The following is a 19,738-nucleotide window of genomic DNA, read 5'->3' as shown; positions in this document are numbered from 1 at the left end:
GACACTGCTCCCGTGACACAGAGCGAGATCGTCGAAACACCCGCCGGGGACGCCCGCGTCACCTGGCATCCGGCCCCCGGCCGGGCCCGCGTCGTGCTGGCGGTGAGCCACGGCGCGGGCGGCGGCATCGGCGCACAGGACCTGCGGGCCCTGGCGGTCGGGCTGCCCCCCGCCGGGGTCACGGTGGCCCTGGTGGAGCAGCCGTGGCGGGTGGCGGGCAAGAAGGTCGCGCCGGCTCCGAAGACCCTGGACACCGGCTGGCGCGGACTGTGGCCGGCCCTGGAGAAGAGGGGCCTGCCGATCGTCGCGGGCGGACGCAGCGCGGGTGCGCGCGTGGCCTGCCGGACCGCCCGTGAGTTGGGCGCCCGTGCCGTCCTCGCGCTGAGCTTCCCGCTGCATCCGCCGGGAAGGCCGGAGAGGTCCCGCGCGGACGAGCTCCTCGGCGCCGGGGTGCCGGTTCTGGTCGTACAGGGCGGCAACGATCCGTTCGGCAGGCCGGAGGAGTTCCCGGACGGAGCGTACGAGCTGGTCGAGGTGGCGGACGCCGACCACGGGCTCTCGGTACCCAGGCGGGCCGCGCTGACCCAGGAGGAGGCGCTGGGAACCGTCGTGGACGCCGTCCGGGAGTGGATCGCCGCCCGGATGTGAGACCAGGTGCGGACCGTGGGCGGGGCCGGTGCGGCGGCCGGGAATAGCGGAGGGTGCGCTCCCTGTTGTGCAGCACGTCAGCACAGGAGCGTGGAGAGGGAGTCCGTCGCATGGGTTCGACCATCTGCCCGAACCGGTCGCAGGCCGCCGACCTGGACTGGACCGTGCTGCCTGCGCCGAAGGCGGCGACGATTCGGGCGGCGGGCGGAGCGGTTGGTCGTCTATCCTCCGATTCGAGCGGGTCCGGTCTCGGTCCCGTCACAGCGTTGGAGGAGGTGGGTCCGGTCACTGGGACCGACGACGGCCACACGGAAGAGACGGCCGCCGAGCGCAACGCGCGGTTCGAGCGGGACGCTCTCGGCTACCTCGACCAGATGTACTCGGCCGCCCTGCGTATGACGCGCAATCCGGCAGACGCCGAGGATCTCGTACAGGAGACGTACGCGAAGGCCTACGGTTCGTTCCACCAGTTCCGTGAGGGCACCAACCTCAAGGCGTGGATGTACCGCATCCTCACGAACACCTTCATCAACTCGTACCGCAAGAAGCAGCGCGAACCGCAGCGCAGTGCCGCGGAGGAGATCGAGGACTGGCAGCTCGCCCGCGCCGAGTCGCACATGTCGACCGGGCTGCGCTCGGCCGAGTCCCAGGCACTCGACCACCTGCCGGACTCCGACGTCAAGGAGGCCCTGCAGGCGATCCCCGAGGAGTTCCGCATCGCCGTCTATCTCGCCGACGTCGAGGGCTTTGCGTACAAGGAGATCGCGGACATCATGGGGACACCCATCGGCACGGTGATGTCCCGACTGCACCGTGGCCGCCGCCAGCTGCGCGGCATGCTCGAGGACTACGCCCGTGAGCGCGGGCTCGTTCCCGCGGGCGCGGGGGAGTCGACGAACGATCGGAAAGGCGCGGGCTCATGAGCTGCGGAGAGCCGCACGAGACTGACTGCGCGGAGGTACTCGACCACCTGTACGAGTTCCTCGACCGTGAGATGCCCGACGCCGACTGCACCAAGTTCGAGCTGCACTTCGAGGAGTGCTCGCCGTGCCTGGAGAAGTACGGCCTCGAGCAGGCGGTGAAGAAGCTCGTCAAGCGCTGCTGCGGCCATGACGACGTGCCCGTGGACCTGCGCGCCAAGGTCATGGGGCGGATCGAGCTCATCAGGGCAGGCGAGGCCGTGCCCGACCACGATGTGACGGCCGGTCCGGCGGACGTGCCGAGTCCGGCCGAGTAGCCGGCCCGCCGGGAGCGTGGGTCAGGGGCGGGACCGTGGGGTCCCGCCCCTTCGCCGTGCCCGGGAGCGGTGCTCCCCCGCGCGCGGCACCGGCACGGGCCCGCGCCTGTCACCCGATGGTGCCAATCGGCCGCAACCGAACGTCCTGACGTGGACGACTCGCTAGCCTGACGCTCTGTTCGGGGGCTGCCGAGGAGGCTGACAGCGGGTGAGACGCATTCCGGGAGCGGCGCGCGCGTACATCCTGTGCGCGGTGACGGGCGCCGGAGCGTGCGCCCTGCCGGCCCTGCTCCCGGGGGCGGACACGCCCTGGACCACCGTGGCACTGCTGGCGGGGCTCTACGCCCTGTGCGAGGCACCGGGGCGCTGCCCCTTCCTGGGGCGGACGCTCGGCGGGGCCGTACCGGTCGGTGCCGGATCGTTCTTCCCCGTCCTGCTCGCCGCCGCGCTGCTGCTGCCACCCGCCGGGGCCGCGCTCGCCGCGGTGCCGGGGGCCCTGCTCGCCCGCGTGGAGCAGCACCCGGGAGGCGTCCGGCGCCTGTGGCGGGCGGCACGGCTCACCCTGGCGGCGGCGGCCGCGTCCGGTGCGGCCGCCCTGTGCGGCGGTCCGTCCGCCCTCGCGGGCCCCGCCCTCCCGTACGCGCTGCTTCCCGCCGCGGCCGCCGCGCTGACGTTCTGCCTCGTCCTGGCCGCGCTCGACGGCGGCATCCTCGCCACCGCCGAGCGGGTACCGGCACGGGCCGCCTGGCGGGGGCTGCCGGCGGCCTCGCTCGGCCCGCACCTCGTGCACGGGCTCGCGGGGCTGATGACGGCGGTGCTCTGGCGGAGCCCCTACGGGCCGCCGGCCGCCCTGTTCGTGCTGCTGCCCATGTACATCTCGTGCTGGGTCTTCGCGCAGTACCACCGCGAGCAGGGCGCCCACCGGTCCACCATCCGCGCCCTCGTCCAGGCCGTCGACATCAAGGACCGGTACACCCGCGGGCACAGCGAGCGGGTGGGCCGGGCCAGCGTGCTGATCGCGCGCGAGCTGGGCATGGACGAGGAACGGCTGGAAGTGCTCCGCTTCGCGGGCATCCTCCACGACGTGGGCAAGCTCGGCGTCCCCACCCGCGTGCTCCGCAAGGACGGCCCCCTGACCCCCGAGGAACGCCGGGTGATCGAGCTGCACCCCGAGTACGGTCACGAGATCGTCCGCGGCATCGGCTTCCTCGGCGAGGCCCGCGCGGCGATCCTCCACCACCACGAGCGGCTCGACGGCAGCGGCTACCCGTACGGACTCGCCGGCCGCCAGATCCCCGAGGTCGCCAGGGTCGTCGCCGTCGCGGACGCCTTCGACGCCATGACCTCGACCCGCTCGTACAGCAGGGCGCGGCCCGTGCCCACGGCGGTCGAGGAGCTCCAGCGGTGCGCGGGCACCCACTTCGACCCCAGGATGGTCCGGGCCCTCGTCCGCGCGCTGGACCGTCACGGCTGGGAGACCTCCGTCACGGCGGACGAGCCGGCCGTGCCCGCCCAGCCGCCCCGCGGACGGGGCGGTATTCCGGACCTGCGGAAGACGGCACCCGCCGCCCGGCACCGGAGGGACGGATGAGGGCCCGGGCGCCTGGAGTCGTCATCGCCGTGCACACGTCGGCGGCCTTGCTCGCCGTCGCCGGGCTCGGGTGGACGGGCCGGCACGGCGTCGCGGAGCCCGTCGTGGCCCTGGCGTTCGGGACGCTCGTCGCGCTGGGCGAACTCGCCCGCCGGGGAGCCCTGCCGGGCGAGCGGGAACCGGCTCCCCTCGGTGCGGCCGCCGCGCTCGCCTACGCCCTGCTCGCGGAGAACGCCGGGGAGGCCACCACGCACGGCGTCCCACAGGTCGTCGTCGTCGTCACGGCCGGTGCGCTCGCCGGCGCCGTGCCCCACGTCGCCCGGGGCGGGGGACCGGCGCTCGGCCATGTGGCCCGCAGGGTGATCACGGTCACGTTCGCCGCGGTCTGCTTCCAGCCCCTCCACGAGCCGGGCGGGCCGGGGGAGGGGCTCGCCGCGGGCCCCGGTCACGTCCTGGTGGTACTGCTCGTACTGGTGCTCACGGCCCTGTGCGACGCCGTGCTCGCGGCCCTGATGGTGCGTGCGGGGACCGGCTACCCCTTCGGGCCGCTGCTGCGGGAGGAACTGCGCTCGCTCCTCGGCATCGGCTCCGCCGTCTGTGCGACCGGCGCCGTCATGGCCCTCGGCACGGCCGTCGCCGGACTCTGGGCGCTGCCGGTGTTCTGTCTGCCGCTGCTGCTCGCGCAGCTGTCGTTCCGGCGGTTCGCGACGGTCCGTACGACGTACCGGCAGACCATCGCCTCACTCGCACGGGCGACCGAGATCGCGGGTTACACCCCCCACGGGCACGCGCGCCGGGTCGCGGCCCTGAGCGAGGCGGTCGGCCGTGAGCTGGGGCTCTCCGGCCCGGACCTGACCGTTCTGGAGTACGCGGCGCTGATGCACGACATCGGCCAGCTCTCCCTGGTGGACCCCGTACCGGACGGGGCGACCGCCGTGCTGCCCGCGCAGGAGCAGCGCAGGATCGCCCTGCTGGGCGGCGCCGTCGTCCGCCAGACCGGGGTTCCGCGGGCCGTCGCGGTGGTGGTGGAGCGGCAGGCCGACCCGTACCGCGAGCAGCCGCTGCCCGCCCGTATCGTCCGTACCGTCAACGCGTACGACGATCTCACCGGTGACGGTGCGGGGAGCGGGCTCGCCGCACTGGAGCAGCTCCGGCTGGGGACCGCGCACGACCACCAGCCGGAGGTCGTGGCGGCCCTGGCCCGTGTGCTGTCGCGCGGGGGTCTCGGTCCCGCTCAGCCTGGGTAACCCATGGGTAATGAGCGGGCGTCCGACCGGGCATGGTTGGATGCGAAAGAAGGACCACTGGGAGACAGCGGCACACAGACGCTGAGGAAATGTCCGGGGGCAATGACCCGAGCGACCGGCAGGCGGGAATCGTGAGGATCTTCGGGAAGGTACGGCATCGGCCCTCCGCCTCTTGGCGGCAGGCCACCGACCGCGCGTTCACGCTGATCGGCGACGGCCGGTACGAGGACGCCGGCGCGCTGCTGACGCGCGCGGCGGACCTGGAGCCCTGGCTCTCCGAGTCCTGGTTCAACCTGGCGCTCCTCCACAAGTTCCGCCACGACTGGGAGCAGGCCCGCGCGGCGGGCCTGCGGGCCGTCGCGCTGCTGGACAAGGAGACGGGTGCCCCCGACTGGTGGAACGTGGGGATCGCCGCCACGGCCCTGCAGGACTGGCCGCTGGCCCGGCGCGCCTGGCAGGCCTACGGGCTGAAGGTGCCCGGCGGCCCCCGGGCCGCAGGCGGCGGGGCGGCGGCGGTCGCTGAGCCGGTCGGCATGGAGCTGGGCAGTGCCGCCGTGCGGCTGTCGCCCGAGGGCGAGGCCGAGGTCGTGTGGGGCCGCAGGCTCGACCCCGCGCGGATAGAGGTGCTGTCGATCCCGCTGCCGTCGTCCGGCCGGCGCTGGGGCGAGGTCGTCCTCCACGACGGAGTCCCGCACGGCGAGCGCACCACCGCCGCGGGGCACAGCTTCCCCGTCTTCGACGAGATCGAGCTCTGGGCGCCCTCGCCCGTGCCGACGTGGGTGGTGCTGCTGGAGGCGGCGACCGAGGAGGACCGGGACGCGCTGGAGCAGCTGGCCGCAGACGCCGGATTCGCGGCAGAGGACTGGTCCTCGTCGGTGCGGCTGCTCTGCCGGGCCTGTTCCGAGGGCGTGATGCCGAGTGCCGAGGGGGACGGGGAGCACCTGGACCCGCACGACCACAGCGAGCCGGGCCATCCTGGTCCGCTGGGCCACCGCACGGCCGGTGAGCTGTGGGTGCCGGAGCGGGAGTGCGGAATCGCCGCCCCCGCCGCGCTTGTACGGGGTCTCCTCGACGGCTGGGTGGCCGACAGCCCCGACAGCCGCGAGTGGCGCGATCTCGAGGAGGTCTGCTGACCACTGCCGCCGGGCCGTAGGCTGTACGGGTCATCGAGACGGTTTTGAGGAAGGCTTACGGCGGAAATGGCGCAGCAGGAGACGGACGAGCAGATCAACGACGGCTTCGTCGTCGACACGGAGGACTGCGAGGAGCGCGAGCGGGCGTACCGTGAGCGGGGCAGTGCCCGTCCCATCACCGTCGTCGGCAATCCGGTGCTCCACAAGGAGTGCCAGGAGGTCACCGAGTTCGACGACAAGCTCGCGGCGCTGATCGACGACATGTTCGCCAGCCAGCGGGCGGCCGAGGGCGTGGGCCTGGCCGCCAACCAGATCGGCGTGGACCTCAAGGTCTTCGTCTACGACTGCCCGGACGACGAGGGCGCGCGCCACGTGGGCGTCGTGTGCAATCCGGTGCTGCAGGAGCTTCCGCCGGAGCGCCGGGTCCTCGACGACTCCAACGAGGGCTGCCTGTCGGTCCCGACGGCGTACGCGTCGCTCGCCCGCCCGGACTACGCCGAGGTGCACGGTCAGGACGCCGAGGGCAAGCCGATCAAGGTGCGCGGTACCGGTTACTTCGCACGCTGCCTGCAGCACGAGACGGACCACCTGTACGGACGGCTCTACATCGACCGACTGTCGAAGCGGGACCGCAAGGACGCGCTGCGGCAGATGGCGGAGGGCACACCGCGCTACCAGACGGTGCCCAACGACTGACCCGCGCCCGGCGGCCGTTACGGTGCGTCGGGAGCTTCTGCCCCGTCCCGTCCCGAACACGGTGGCGGGGCGCGGGCGTTACCGCCATTGGGCCGACGAATGACGGTTCCCCGGGCCCTGTTGACGCTCATCGGCCGCCACGTCAGTCTCTGGCGTGCACTCCCTCATCCGGTGGACCCGTCATGGAGGGCCGATGCCCCGACGTACCGCTCGACTCCTGCTGGCAATTGTCATGGTCATGGCTGCATCGCTGGGCGGGGTCGTGGCCACCGCCGGCGCCGCGCACGCCGACGGCTGCTACACCTGGTCCCGCACCCTCTCCCAGGGCGCCACCGGAGCCGATGTCACCCAGCTCCAGATCCGCGTCGCCGGATACCCCGGATACGGAGCCGTTCTGGCCGTCGACGGCGACTACGGACCGGCCACGACCGCCGCCGTCAAACGCTTCCAGTCGGCCTACGGCCTCGCAGCCGACGGCGTCGCCGGCCCCGCCACCTTCAGCAGGCTCTACGCGCTCCAGGACGACGACTGCACCCCCGTCCACTTCAGCTACGCCGAACTGAACGACTGCAACTCCACCTGGGCGGGCGGCGCGGTGAGTGCCGCCACCGCCAAGTCCAACGCCCTGCGCACCATGTGGAAGCTCGAAGCCATGCGCCACGCGCTCGGCGACCAGCCCCTCCGGGTCACCAGCGGCTTCCGCTCCCACGCCTGCAACGACGCGGTCGGGGGCGCGTCGGGCAGCCGCCATCTCCACGGCGACGCGGCAGACCTGGGCGCCGGCCCGCACTCGCTGTGCACCCTGGCCCGGCAGGCCCGCAACCACGGCTTCAACGGCATTCTCGGCCCCGGATACCCGGGCCACGGCGACCACACCCACGTCGACCACCGCGCGAGCCGCTTCTGGTCGGCGTCCGGCTGCGGGATCTGAACGGCGGGCTCAGGCGGCACGGACGGGGCCGCGGAAGGTCCTCCGGTACGCGTTCGGCGTCGTCCCCAGCGTCCGCAGGAAGTGGTGGCGCAGGGCCGCGGAGTTGCCGAAACCGGCCCGGCCCGCGATGGCGTCCACCGTCTCGTCCGTCGCCTCCAGCAACTCCTGCGCCAGCAGCACGCGCTGGCGCAGGAGCCAGCGGTACGGCGTCGTACCCGTCTCCTGCAGGAATCGCCGGGCGAAGGTTCGCGGCGACATGTGCGCACGCCCGGCCAGCTGCTCCACGGTCATCTCCCGGTCCAGGTGCCGCCCCATCCAGGCGAGCACCTCGCCGACGGTGTCGCAGCGGGTCCGTGGCAGGGGCCGGTCGATGTACTGGGCCTGGCCCCCGTCCCGGTGCGGCGGGACGACCATCCGCCGGGCGATCTTGTTGGCGACCTCCGGGCCGTGCTCCTGGCGCACCAGATGCAGACAGGCGTCGATGGCGGCGGCCGTGCCGGCCGAGGTGACCACCGGTCCCTCGTCGACGTACAGCACGTCGGCGTCCACCCGCGCCCGCGGATGGCGCAGGGCCAGCGTGTCCGCATGCAGCCAGTGGGTGGTGCAACGGCGTCCGTCGAGCAGCCCCGCGGCCCCCAGCACGAACGCGCCGGTGCAGACGGAGAGGACCCGGGCGCCGCGGTCGACGGCGTCGCGGAGCGCCGCGAGCAGCGGCTCGGGATAGTCGCGCGCCGTGTAGTCGCTGCCGGTGGGCACGGCGATGAGATCGGCCTCCGCCAGCCGCTCCGGGCCGTGCTCCACCTCCACGGTGAAGCCCGCGTGGGTCCGCAGTCGGCGGCCCTCGGCCGAGACGACGGCGAAGTCGTGGACGGGCAGCCCGTCGTCGCTGCGGTCGAGGCCGAAGACCTCGCAGAGGACGCCGAGTTCGAAGGGGTGCACGCCGTCGAGCACGACGGCCGCAACATTCTTCAGCATGAGCAGAGTGTGGCAGTAATTCGATGGCTCATGACAGTCCTGCCACTGACCTTTCCGAGCCCGCACCGCGACAGTGGAGGACATGAACATCGTCCTCGACTACCTGACCGCCGGCGGCCTCTTCCTCCTCGTCGCCCTCGCCCCGCTCCTCGGCCACGCCGGGGACCGCAGGACCGACCGCGAACTGCGCCGGGCGGAGCGCTCGGACGACGGCGCGGGCGGGCGCCCGGACCGATCCGCGGTCCGTGCACCCGCCCGCGCACACCCGGCTCCGCCGGGCGCCGACCTCAGAACTCCTCGTCCAGATCGACCGTGCCCTCCACGGCGACCTGGTACGCCGACGGCCGGCGCTCGAAGAAGTTCGTCAGTTCCTGCACTCCCTGCAGCTCCATGAAGGAGAAGGGGTTCCGGGAGCCGAACACCGGGGCGAAGCCGAGCCGGGTCAGCCGCTGGTCGGCGACGCACTCCAGGTACTCGCGCATCGACTCGGTGTTCATGCCCGGCAGACCGTCGCCGCACAGGTCGCGGGCGAACTGCAGCTCTGCCTCGACCGCCTCCTTCAGCATGTCCGTGACCTGCTGTCCGAGCGCGTCGTCGAAGAGCTCCGGCTCCTCCTTGCGGACCGTGTCCACGACCTCGAACGCGAAGTTCATGTGCATGGTCTCGTCCCGGAAGACCCAGTTCGTCCCCGTCGCCAGCCCGTGCAGCAGACCCCGCGAGCGGAACCAGTACACATAGGCGAAGGCCCCGTAGAAGAACAGTCCCTCGATACAGGCCGCGAAGCAGATCAGGTTCAGCAGGAAGCGGCGGCGGTCGGCCTGCGTCTCCAGCCGGTCGATCTTCTCGACCGAGTCCATCCACCGGAAGCAGAACTGGGCCTTCTCCCGGATCGACGGGATGTTCTCCACCGCGTCGAAGGCCGCCGCGCGGTCCTCCGGGTCGGGCAGATAGGTGTCCAGCAGCGTCAGATAGAACTGGACGTGCACGGCCTCCTCGAAGAGCTGCCGCGACAGGTACAGGCGCGCCTCGGGGGAGTTGATGTGCTTGTACAGCGTCAGCACCAGGTTGTTCGCGACGATCGAGTCGCCGGTTGCGAAGAAGGCGACCAGACGGCCGATCAGGTGCTGCTCGCCCGGGGTGAGCTTGGCGAGGTCGGCGACGTCCGAGTGGAGGTCGACCTCCTCCACCGTCCAGGTGTTCTTGATGGCGTCCCGGTAGCGGTCGTAGAAGTCCGGGTAGCGCATCGGGCGCAGCGTCAGCTCGAAGCCCGGGTCGAGCAGGTTCTTGTCGTTCATAGCAGCCGGCGCGGGGCGCCGTCCTCCAGTGGTGGTGTGCGGATGCGGGGCGGAGCTACTGGCAGGCCTCGCAGGACTCCGGGTTCTCCAGGGAGCAGGCGACGGCGTCGGGGTCGGCCGCCTGCTGGACGGGGATGGTGGCGGCCGCCGGCGTGGCGCCCGAGGCGGCGCGGGCGATCCGGGTCGCGGGGCGGGAGCGCAGGTAGTACGTGGTCTTCAGGCCCTGCTTCCACGCGTACGCGTACATCGAGGAGAGCTTGCCGATCGTCGGCGTCTCCATGAACAGGTTCAGCGACTGGGACTGGTCGAGGAACGGGGTGCGCGCCGCGGCCATGTCGATCAGTCCGCGCTGGGGGATCTCCCAGGCGGTGCGGTACAGCGCGCGGACCTCCGCCGGGATCCAGTTCAGGCCCTGCACCGAGCCGCCCGAGTCGCGCAGCGCCTCGCGCGTCTTGGCATCCCACACGCCGAGCCTCTTCAGGTCGTCCACCAGGTAGGAGTTGACCTGGAGGAACTCGCCCGACAGCGTCTCGCGCTTGAAGAGGTTGGAGACCTGCGGCTCGATGCACTCGTACACACCGGCGATCGACGCGATCGTCGCCGTCGGCGCGATGGCGAGGAGGAGCGAGTTGCGCATGCCGGTGGCGGCGACGCGCTCGCGCAGCGCGGCCCAGCGCTCGGGCCAGGCGAGCTCCGCGTCGTAGTGGTCGGGATGCAGCACCCCGCGAGCGGTGCGGGTCCGTTCCCAGGCCGGGAGGGGCCCGTTGCGCTCCGCGAGGTCGCAGGACGCCTCGTAGGCGGCCAGCATGATCCGCTCGGCGATCCGTGTCGACAGGGACTGCGCCTCGGCTGAGTCGAAGGGCAGGCGCAGGCTGAAGAAGACGTCCTGGAGGCCCATGGCGCCGAGGCCCACCGGGCGCCACTTGGCGTTGGAGCGGCGGGCCTGCTCGGTCGGGTAGAAGTTGATGTCGACGACCCGGTCGAGGAAGGTGACGGCGGTGCGTACGGTGTCGTCCAGCCGCTCCCAGTCGATCACCTCCTCGCCGTCGGCGGCGTCGCGCACCACGAACGCGCCGAGGTTGACCGAGCCGAGGTTGCAGACGGCGGTCTCGCCGTCGTCGGTGACCTCGATGATCTCGGTGCACAGATTGGAGGAGTGGACGACGGTACCGGGCTCCGCGGTCTGGTTGGCGGTGCGGTTGGACGCGTCCTTGAAGGTCATCCATCCGTTGCCGGTCTGGGCGAGCGTGCGCATCATGCGCCCGTAGAGCTCGCGGGCGGGGATGGTGCGGCGGGCGAGCCCGGCCGCCTCAGCCCTGCGGTACGCGGCGTCGAAGTCGTCGCCCCAGAGGTCCACGAGCTCCGGCACGTCGGCGGGGGAGAACAGCGACCAGTCGGCGTCGGCGTTCACCCGGCGCATGAACTCGTCGGGGATCCAGTGCGCCAGGTTGAGATTGTGTGTACGGCGCGCCTCCTCGCCCGTGTTGTCGCGCAGCTCCAGGAACTCCTCGATGTCCGCGTGCCAGGTCTCCAGGTAGACGCAGGCCGCGCCCTTGCGCCGGCCGCCCTGGTTGACGGCCGCCACTGAGGAGTCCAGCGTGCGCAGGAACGGCACGATGCCGTTGGAGTGGCCGTTGGTGCCGCGGATGAGCGAACCGCGGGAGCGGATGCGGGAGTACGACAGCCCGATACCGCCGGCGTGCTTGGAGAGCCGCGCCACCTGGTGGTAGCGCTCGTAGATGGAGTCCAGCTCGTCCAGCGGGGAGTCCAGCAGGTAGCAGGACGACATCTGGGGGTGCCGGGTGCCGGAGTTGAAGAGTGTGGGGGAGGACGGCAGGTAGTCGAGACGGCTCATCAGCCCGTACAGGGAGGCCACTTCGTCCAGCGCGCGCAGCGACTCGTCCTCGGCGAGTCCGCACGCGACACGCAGCATGAAGTACTGCGGGGTCTCGACGACCTTGCGGGTGATCGGGTGCCGGAGCAGGTAGCGGCTGTAGAGCGTGCGCAGGCCGAAGTAGCCGAAGCGGTCGTCGGCGGCCGGGTCGACCATCGAGTCGAGGCGCTGGGCGTGGGCCAGGACGAACGCGGCCGTGCGGTCCGCGATCAGCCCCTCGCGGCTCCCGACGGCGATGGAGGCGGAGAACGCGGTCGCCCCCTGCCCGGCCGCCTCCTCCGCGACGGTGAGGGTGAGCAGCCGGGCCGCGAGCCGTGAGTACGCCGGGTCCTCGGAGATCAGGCCGGCGGCCGCCTCCGTGGCCAGTTCGCGCAGTTCGGCCTCGTCCGAGCCTGCGTGCCGGCCCCGGAGGGCCGCGGCGGCGACCCGGCCGGGGTCGGCGTCGGGCAGGTCGGCGGTGAGCTCGGTCAGGGTCCGCAGGAGCGCGGTGCCTGGTCCGTCGGCGAGCTTCGCTGAAGCAGGATCGGGCGGCGCGATGGTCACGGGGTGCTCTCCCTCGCTCGGCTGGGGGCCGGCGGGGCGGGGGCACGGACGCACACCCGGGCAGGGCGGACCGCGTCCACCGGCCTTTTCCGCGAGGCCCGGACGTCTGGGCACCCGGGCCGGACGGTCCGGGCGCACCGTCGGCAGGTCTCGGACTCACGGGCGCGCAAAGCCCTGGATCCGGGCCCGCGCACGCCGGTACACCGTTGCGGGACAGTTCCGGATTCCCACCGGATTCCCCTGCGGCGACAGCGAGCATGAGCATACATGTGGGGGCCGCGAGTTGCGGAACCCCCCACATGTTGTGTCGTGGCCCCGCTTGGAGTGCAAGGGCATACATCCCCGGGGTGGCGGGCCGGGCTCGGGTACCGCCCCTTCCGGGGGGCCGGTACGAGGACGGACCGTTCACGCGGACGGCGTGCGGCCGTGCCCCGCGGACCGGATGGGGGGCGCCGGCCGGGCGCGGCCGAGCGGGGCGCGACGCGCGCGGTACCCGGCGGGAAGTCCCCGAGGACCGCGGGGCGGTGTGGGCCCCCGGTACGGCGACGGGCCTTCGCGTCTCCCCGGCAGGGAGACGCGAAGGCCCGTGGGCGGCTACCGGAGCAGGCGTTCAGCAGCAGCGGAACCCCTTGCGGGGGTCCGCCTCCCGCTCGTCCATGCGGCAGCGTTCGAACTCGCGGCGGGACATGACCTCCGCGTCGGGGTCGTGCGACCGTGTATGCGCCACGTAACGGTCGTACACCGACTCGCCCGAGACCTCGCGCACGTACCAGCGGACCCAGTCCACCGCCCGGCGTACTCCGCCCACCGCAGTCATGACTCCCACGGTACTCACGCCTTGCCGCTGCCCGCGGCCCCGGAGTCAGCGGACTCGCGGGCCGGGGCGCCGGCGCCCACCGTCGCGAGCTCCGCCTTCTCCTCCTTGGTGGCGAACATTCCGGCGGGCGCGACGAGTTTCGACTCGACGTACGGGGCCTCGGCGAGCCGGACGGTCTCGGGCTTGCTGACCGCCTTGTAGCAGACCCGGCCGGCGTCGGCCAGGACCACCACGATGAGCAGGGCGAACAGGGCGCAGAGCACGCCGTCGACGGTGGAGTTGGTGACGATGGTGTGCATGTCGTCGATCGACTTGGCCGGAGCCAGCACCTCGCCGGAGTCGATGCCCGCCTGGTACTTGTCGCGCTGGGCGAAGAAGCCCACCTTCGGGTCGCCGGAGAAGATCTTCTGCCAGCTGGCGGTGAGGGTGACGGTGGCGTCCCAGGCGAGCGGGACGGCCGTGACCCACGCCCACTTGAGACGTCCGGACTTCACCAGCAGCGTGGTGCAGACGGCCAGGGCGACGGCCGCGAGGAGCTGGTTGGCGATGCCGAAGAGCGGGAAGAGCTGGTTGATTCCGCCGAGCGGGTCATGCACGCCGACCCAGAGGAAGTAGCCCCAGCCGCCGACGACGACCGCGCTCGCGAACCAGACGCCCGGCTTCCAACTGACCTGCTTCATCGGCTTGTAGAAGTTGCCCAGCGTGTCCTGGAGCATGAAGCGGCCCACCCGGGTTCCCGCGTCGACCGTGGTGAGGATGAAGAGCGCCTCGAACATGATCGCGAAGTGGTACCAGAACGCCTTCAGCCCGGCGCCGCCGATGACCGCGGAGAAGATCTCCGACATGCCGAGCGCGAAGGTCGGCGCCCCACCGGTGCGGGAGAGCAGGGTCGCCTCCTCCACGTCCTTCGCGGCCTGCGTCAGCTGCTCGGGGGCGACGGTGAATCCGAGGTTGGCGACCGCCTGGGAGGCGGAGTCCACCGTGGTCCCGATGACCCCGGAGGGGGAGTTGACCGCGAAGAACAGTCCCGGGTCGAGGATGCAGGCGCAGATCATCGCCATCACCGCCACGAACGACTCGGTCAGCATCGCGCCGTAGCCGATCATCCGGATCTGCGTCTCCTTCTGGATCATCTTCGGGGTGGTGCCCGAGGAGACCAGGGAGTGGAAGCCGGAGAGGGCGCCGCACGCGATGGTGATGAAGACGAACGGGAACAGCGAGCCGGCGAACACCGGTCCCTGGCCGTTGCTCGCGAACTCGGTGACGGCCGGCATCTTCAGCGTCGGCAGCGCGATGACCACGCCCAGGGCCAGCAGGACGATGGTGCCCACCTTCATGAAGGTGGAGAGGTAGTCGCGCGGCGCCAGCAGCAGCCAGACGGGGAGCACCGAGGCCAGGAATCCGTAGATCACCATCCAGACGACCAGGGTGCCCGGCTCCAGGGTGAAGAAGCCCGCCAGGGAGGAGTCGGCGACCCAGCCGCCCGCGATGATCGCGAGCAGCAGCAGCGCGACTCCGACGACCGAGACCTCGGTGACCCTGCCCGGCCGCAGGGTGCGCAGGTAGACGCCCATGAACAGGGCGATCGGGATCGTCATGCCGATGGAGAAGACGCCCCACGGCGAGTGCGCCAGGGCGTTGACGATCACCAGCGCCAGCACCGCCAGCAGGATGATCATGATGGCGAAGACGGCGATCAGGGCCGCGACGCCGCCGAAGGGACCGATCTCGTCCCGCGCCATCTGGCCGAGCGAACGGCCGTCCCGGCGGGTCGAGAAGAACAGGGTGACCATGTCCTGCACGGCGCCGGCGAAGATCACGCCGACGATGATCCAGATGGTGCCCGGGAGGTAACCCATCTGCGCGGCGAGGATCGGGCCGACCAGCGGTCCTGCTCCTGCGATCGCCGCGAAGTGGTGCCCGAAGAGCACCCGCCGGTCGGTCGGGTGGAAGTCGACACCGTTGTCCAGCCGTTCCGCGGGGGTGGCGCGGGTCCTGTCGGCCTTGAGGACGCGGTACTGGATGAAGCGGGCGTAGAACCGGTAGCCGATGGCGTACGAGCCGAGTGCGGCCGCCAGCATCCAGACGGCGGAGACCTCCTCGCCCCGCGAGAGGGCGAGCACGCTCCACCCGGCCGCGCCGACGAGCGCGACGAGTACCCAGACTGCGATGGACCGCGGAGTGGTTCTCCGCTGGGATGTATTCGATGGTGCCGGCTCGGCCATGGTGTGGCTCCCGTCCCGTCGTGATCGCCTGTAACGCGCAGGCAATCTAGGCGACCGTTCCGCCAGCGTCACCCCCGGCTCACATATCGGTACGGCAACGACTGGCACGAAGGCCCGGAGCAGGACCCGGGGAGGCGCGCAGACCGGGGGCCGCCCTCGGGTCGGCCCCGGCCTGCGGGGCGGTCGTTCCGCGCTTCCGCCTGTGCGGGCGGGGAGTTCAGCCCGCCTCGGGCCGCTGCAGCCTGGCCACGAACTTGTAGCGGTCGCCGCGGTACACCGAGCGGACCCACTCCACCGGCTCGCCGCCGGCGTCCAGCGAGTGCCGGGAGAGCATCAGCATCGGCAGGCCGACGTCCGTGCCGAGCAGGCCCGCCTCGCGAGGGGTGGCCAGCGAGGTCTCGATCGTCTCCTCGGCCTCGGCGAGGTGGACGTCGTACACCTCGGCCAGCGCGGTGTAGAGCGAGGTGTACTTCACCAGCGACCGCCGCAGCGCGGGGAAGCGCTTCGCCGACAGGTGCGTGGTCTCGATCGCCATCGGTTCGCCGCTCGCCAGCCGGAGGCGCTCGATGCGCAGGACGCGGCCTCCGGGCGCGATGTCCAGCAGTCCGGCGAGCGTGTCGTCGGCCGTCACGTAGCCGATGTCCAGCAGTTGCGACGTGGGCTCCAGGCCCTGCGCCTTCATGTCCTCGGTGTACGAGGTCAGCTGGAGGGCCTGGGAGACCTTGGGCTTGGCGACGAACGTGCCCTTGCCCTGGATGCGTTCCAGCCGCCCCTCGACGACGAGTTCCTGGAGTGCCTGACGCACCGTCGTGCGCGAGGTGTCGAACTCGGCGGCGAGCGTCCGCTCCGGCGGGACGGGGGTGCCGGGCGGCAGCGTCTCCGTCATGTCGAGCAAGTGCCTCTTGAGCCGGTAGTACTTGGGCACGCGCGCGGTCCGGGTCGCTGTCCCGTTCTCCGGCTCGGTGCCGGCCCCGTCCGTGGCCATGGCCTGCCTTCCCGACTCGTGTGGTGCTGCCGTCACCGGCTCCTCCGTTGCTTGCGGCTCACATGGTGGCACGGTCCGGTCACGGGTCGTCGCCCTCCCTCAGGTGTCGGTCCGATAACGGACGCGACAGCCCTTCTTATACACCCTTGACACCCCTAAAGGTCTAGGCCAAGCTCCCGGTACTGGTCTAAACCATTAAAGACCAAGTCCCAGCCCCACGAGCAGTGCTCGGCGTATGGCTCCGTATGTCCTCGCGGTGGGCGGGGGGTTGCAGCATCCCTGAGGAGGGTGGCGTGAAGCGCAAGCTCATCGCGGCGATCGGCGTCGCGGGCATGATGGCCGGCCTTGCCGCGTGTGGTGACGGCGACGAGGGCGGGGGCAAGGCGGGGGCGGACGCCAAGGAGCTCACCGTCTGGCTGACGGTCGACGCCCAGAACAACTGGCCCGAGCTGGTGAAGGCGGCCGACGACGCGGTCGCCGCGAAGCACCCCGGCATCAAGATCAAGCACGAGTACTACGGCTGGCCGGACAAGAACGCCAAGCTCGACGCCGTCCTCGCCACCGACAAGGCCCCCGACGTCGTCGAGATGGGCAACACCGAGATGCTCGGCTACATGGTCAAGGGCGCCTTCGCCGAGGTCGACCCGAAGCGGTTCGACCAGTCCGACGCCTGGCTGGACGGCCTCAAGGAGTCCGTCACCTACGACGGCAGGACCTACGGCGTCCCGTACTACGCCGGTGGCCGTGTCGGTACCTGGCGCAAGGACATCGCCGCCGAGGTCGGAGTGACGGCCACCCCGAAGACCTACGCCGAGCTGACCGCCGCCCTGGACAGGATCCAGAAGAAGAAGGGCGCCAAGTTCAGTGCCTGGTACCAGCCTTCGCCCGACTGGTACGCCGCGATGTCCTTCGTCTACGGCGCCGGCGGCTCCATCGCCGAGAACGAGGGCGGCCAGTGGAAGGCCAACCTCTCCTCGCCCGAGTCCATCAGGGGACTCAACGAGTACAAGTCGATCCTCGACAAGTACATGCACGGGGACAAGACCAAGGACGAGTCCGACCGCCACATCGTCTTCGGCCAGGGCAACTCGGCCGCCATCTTCGGTGCGGCATGGGAGGGAGGCGCCGCGGCGGCCCCGGAGACGGACAAGGTCGGCAAGCTCGCCGACAAGCTCGAGACCTTCGTGATGCCCGGCCCGTCCGGCCGGCCGCTGCCCGTCTTCCTCGGCGGCTCCGACCTCGCCATCCCGGTCAAGTCCAGGGCACAGGGCGTCGCCGCGGAGTGGATCAACGCCTTCACCGGGGCCCAGGGCCAGAAGGGCCTGCTCGCCAAGGGCAACCTGCCCAACAACAAGACCGATCTGGCGACCCTGAAGAACGACCCGAAGACGGTCGTCCCGGCCACGGCCGCCGAGTCCAACTGGTTCGTCCCGATGGCGCCGGGCTGGGGCCAGGTGGAGAAGGCCCAGACCCTGAAGACGATGCTCCAGGAGATCGGCACCGGCAAGAAGTCGGTCGAGGAGGCCGCGAAGGCGGCCGACGAGGCGATCGACAAGGTCATCAACACCAAGTGACCTTCCGGCAGGGCCCCGTCGTCGATGACGGGGCCCTGCTCCCGTACGAGGAGAGGGACCGCTGGGAGCGCCCGATGAGTGCCGCAGACACAACCACTGCCAAGGTGCCGCCGACGCGGCCGTCAACAGTCCCGGGCTCCGGTGGGGGGACCGGGGGAGCGGGGAGGCCGGCCGTGCGCCGCCGCACGGCCGGCGGGGCCGCGCTCCCGTGGACCCTGCTCGCCCCCTGCCTGCTCGTCCTGCTGCTGGTCCTCGGCTATCCGCTGGCCCGGCTGGTCACCCTCTCGTTCCAGAAGTTCGGGCAGTCGCAGCTCTGGGGCCTCCAGGAGCCCGAGTCGGTCGGCTTCGCCAACTTCACCAAGATCCTCGGGGACGGGGAGTTCTGGGCCGTCGTCGTCCGCACGATCGTCTTCGCCGGTGGCGCGGTGATCCTCACCATGGTCCTCGGCATGCTCACAGCCCTGCTGCTGCAGCGGGTGTCCGGCTGGGTGAAGACCCTGGTCAACATCGCGCTCGTGGCGAGCTGGGGCATGCCCGTCATCGTCGCCACCGCCATCTTCAAGTGGCTGTTCGACACCGACTACGGCGTGCTCAACTGGCTGCTGAGCAGGCTGCCCGGTGTCGACATGATCGGGCACAACTGGTTCGCCGGCGGCCCGCAGGGCCTCGCCGTCATCATGCTGCTCGTCGTCTGGGGCGCCGTGCCCTTCGTGGTGATCACACTCGGCGCGGCTCTCACCCAGGTGCCCAAGGAGCTCGAGGAGGCGGCCCGGCTCGACGGCGCCGGCTCGTGGGGCGTCTTCCGCTACGTCACCCTGCCGGTCCTCAAGCCCGTCATCGTGATGCTCACGACGCTCTCGGTCATCTGGGACATGGGTGTGTTCCCACAGGTCTTCGTGATGCGGGGCGGCCGCCCGGAGGCCGAGTTCCAGGTGCTGACGACGTACTCGTACGACAAGGCCTTCGTGGTCAACGACTACGGCGGCGGCTCGGCGATCGCCCTGGTGACGGTCGTCCTGCTGCTCGGCGTGGTCGCCGTCTACATGCGCCAGATGCTCAAGATCGGAGAAGTCGAGTGAGCGCCGTTGCCAGGATCGCCGCCCCGAGCCGTCCCGGGAGGCACGGCCGCGGCAGGCTCCGCTGGAACCTGCTCGGTCTGCTGGTCTTCGTCACCGCCGGCTTCCCCGTCTACTGGATGCTGAACACGGCCTTCAAGCCAGCGAAGGACGCCATCGACCCGGACCCGCACTTCTTCCCCGGGACGTTCACCATCGAGAACTTCTCCCGGGCCTTCGACATCGCGGACTTCTGGGGGCCGGTCGGCCGCAGCCTCGTCGTCTCGCTGGCCGTGGTGCTCATCGGCATCGTGGTCGGCATGCTGGCGGCGCTGGCGATCTCGCGCTTCGCCTTCCGCGGCCGCAAGATCGTGATCGTGGGCATCCTGGCCGTCCAGATGGTCCCGCTGGTCGCGATGATCATCCCGGTCTTCCTGCTCCTGAACGACCTTGGTCAGTACGACCGGCTCACCGGCCTGATCATCACGTACCTCACGTTCATCCTCCCCTTCACGGTGTGGACGCTGCGCGGGTTCATCGTCAACATCCCCAGGGAACTGGAGGAGGCGGCGATGGTCGACGGCTGCACCCGTACCGGCGCCTTCGTGCGGGTGGTCTTCCCGCTGCTCGCCCCGGGCATGGTGGCGACGTCCGTGTACGGCTTCATCCAGGCGTGGAACGAGTACCTGTACGCCCTGATGCTGATGAGTCAGCAGAACCAGACGGCCACCGTCTGGCTCGGCAACTTCACCACCAAGCACGGCACCGAGTACGCGCCGATGATGGCCGGGGCCACGATGATGGCCGTCCCCATCGTGATCCTCTTCCTCCTCGTACAGCGCAAGATGGCCGCGGGTCTGACGGCCGGCGCGGTGAAGGGATGACGCCTTCC

At 71.2% G+C, this 19,738-nt stretch carries 17 protein-coding genes and 1 riboswitch; of the genes, 11 read left to right on the top strand and 6 right to left on the bottom strand.

From position 1 onward, the window contains the following. The first annotated feature begins 12 nt into the window (after positions 1–12). The 8 genes from AB0J10_RS29235 (at position 13) to AB0J10_RS29200 (ending at position 7,483) form a co-directional block, all read left to right on the top strand. Entirely contained in the window at positions 13–648 is a 636-nt protein-coding gene (locus AB0J10_RS29235) for an alpha/beta family hydrolase (protein WP_363065655.1), read from the top strand. Positions 649–758: 110 nt separating this feature from the next. Then, positions 759–1,571 (top strand): sigma-70 family RNA polymerase sigma factor, encoded by an 813-nt coding sequence (locus tag AB0J10_RS29230; RefSeq protein ID WP_363065653.1) that lies wholly within the window; start codon positions 759–761, stop codon positions 1,569–1,571. Then, complete coding sequence (gene rsrA, locus AB0J10_RS29225; protein WP_138053267.1) at positions 1,568–1,885, top strand: mycothiol system anti-sigma-R factor; 318 nt, start codon at positions 1,568–1,570, stop codon at positions 1,883–1,885. The genes AB0J10_RS29230 and rsrA overlap by 4 nt, the downstream gene beginning before the upstream one ends. Before the next feature lie 208 nt (positions 1,886–2,093). Continuing rightward, positions 2,094–3,476: an HD-GYP domain-containing protein gene (locus tag AB0J10_RS29220; RefSeq protein ID WP_363065651.1), complete on the top strand. Its 1,383-nt coding sequence runs from the start codon at positions 2,094–2,096 to the stop codon at positions 3,474–3,476. After that, positions 3,473–4,723 (top strand): HD domain-containing protein, encoded by a 1,251-nt coding sequence (locus AB0J10_RS29215; protein WP_363065649.1) that lies wholly within the window; start codon positions 3,473–3,475, stop codon positions 4,721–4,723. Before AB0J10_RS29220 ends, AB0J10_RS29215 begins: the two co-directional genes overlap by 4 nt. 131 nt (positions 4,724–4,854) lie before the next feature. Further along, positions 4,855–5,856 carry a hypothetical protein gene (locus AB0J10_RS29210; RefSeq protein WP_363065732.1) on the top strand — a complete coding sequence of 334 codons (1,002 nt, stop codon included), beginning with the start codon at positions 4,855–4,857 and terminating at the stop codon, positions 5,854–5,856. A gap of 66 nt (positions 5,857–5,922) precedes the next feature. Next, positions 5,923–6,552 (top strand): peptide deformylase, encoded by a 630-nt coding sequence (gene def, locus AB0J10_RS29205; protein ID WP_363065647.1) that lies wholly within the window; start codon positions 5,923–5,925, stop codon positions 6,550–6,552. 193 nt (positions 6,553–6,745) lie between these two features. After that, entirely contained in the window at positions 6,746–7,483 is a 738-nt protein-coding gene (locus tag AB0J10_RS29200) for a D-Ala-D-Ala carboxypeptidase family metallohydrolase (protein WP_363065645.1), read from the top strand. A 9-nt stretch (positions 7,484–7,492) separates the two neighbouring features. Here the strand turns inward: AB0J10_RS29200 and AB0J10_RS29195 are convergent, their stop codons facing one another. The 6 genes from AB0J10_RS29195 to AB0J10_RS29170 all read right to left on the bottom strand — a co-directional run bounded on the left by AB0J10_RS29195 (position 7,493) and on the right by AB0J10_RS29170 (position 16,217). After that, positions 7,493–8,458: a helix-turn-helix domain-containing protein gene (locus AB0J10_RS29195; RefSeq protein WP_363065643.1), complete on the bottom strand. Its 966-nt coding sequence runs from the start codon at positions 8,456–8,458 to the stop codon at positions 7,493–7,495. Between the two features lie 287 nt (positions 8,459–8,745). Continuing rightward, positions 8,746–9,753, bottom strand: coding sequence for a ribonucleotide-diphosphate reductase subunit beta (locus AB0J10_RS29190; protein ID WP_363065641.1), 1,008 nt, complete (start codon positions 9,751–9,753; stop codon positions 8,746–8,748). Positions 9,754–9,808: 55 nt separating this feature from the next. Then, positions 9,809–12,190, bottom strand: coding sequence for a ribonucleoside-diphosphate reductase subunit alpha (locus AB0J10_RS29185; protein WP_363065639.1), 2,382 nt, complete (start codon positions 12,188–12,190; stop codon positions 9,809–9,811). Positions 12,191–12,336: 146 nt separating this feature from the next. After that, positions 12,337–12,430, bottom strand: a riboswitch (cobalamin riboswitch). Positions 12,431–12,800: 370 nt separating this feature from the next. Next, positions 12,801–13,007: a YbdD/YjiX family protein gene (locus AB0J10_RS29180; RefSeq protein ID WP_363065637.1), complete on the bottom strand. Its 207-nt coding sequence runs from the start codon at positions 13,005–13,007 to the stop codon at positions 12,801–12,803. A gap of 14 nt (positions 13,008–13,021) precedes the next feature. After that, positions 13,022–15,232 (bottom strand): carbon starvation CstA family protein, encoded by a 2,211-nt coding sequence (locus AB0J10_RS29175; RefSeq protein WP_363065635.1) that lies wholly within the window; start codon positions 15,230–15,232, stop codon positions 13,022–13,024. Between the two features lie 217 nt (positions 15,233–15,449). Continuing rightward, positions 15,450–16,217, bottom strand: coding sequence for a GntR family transcriptional regulator (locus tag AB0J10_RS29170; protein WP_093652564.1), 768 nt, complete (start codon positions 16,215–16,217; stop codon positions 15,450–15,452). 293 nt (positions 16,218–16,510) lie between these two features. On the opposite strand from AB0J10_RS29170, the gene AB0J10_RS29165 reads away from it, so the two are divergent. The 3 genes from AB0J10_RS29165 to AB0J10_RS29155 all read left to right on the top strand — a co-directional run bounded on the left by AB0J10_RS29165 (position 16,511) and on the right by AB0J10_RS29155 (position 19,730). Continuing rightward, a complete protein-coding gene (locus tag AB0J10_RS29165; protein WP_363065633.1) occupies positions 16,511–17,791 on the top strand; it encodes an extracellular solute-binding protein in 1,281 nt (426 codons plus the stop codon). A 74-nt stretch (positions 17,792–17,865) separates the two neighbouring features. After that, positions 17,866–18,870 (top strand): sugar ABC transporter permease, encoded by a 1,005-nt coding sequence (locus tag AB0J10_RS29160; RefSeq protein WP_363065730.1) that lies wholly within the window; start codon positions 17,866–17,868, stop codon positions 18,868–18,870. Continuing rightward, on the top strand, positions 18,867–19,730 hold the full coding sequence (locus AB0J10_RS29155) for a carbohydrate ABC transporter permease (protein WP_363065631.1): 864 nt from the start codon (positions 18,867–18,869) through the stop codon (positions 19,728–19,730). The genes AB0J10_RS29160 and AB0J10_RS29155 overlap by 4 nt, the downstream gene beginning before the upstream one ends. Positions 19,731–19,738 lie beyond the last annotated feature (8 nt).

Origin of the sequence: Streptomyces sp. NPDC049887, assembly GCF_040656535.1 — a bacterium.
Taxonomy (GTDB): domain Bacteria; phylum Actinomycetota; class Actinomycetes; order Streptomycetales; family Streptomycetaceae; genus Streptomyces.
The sequence above is the reverse complement of the archived record's forward strand: the minus strand, read 5'-3'. Positions and strand labels throughout refer to the sequence as shown.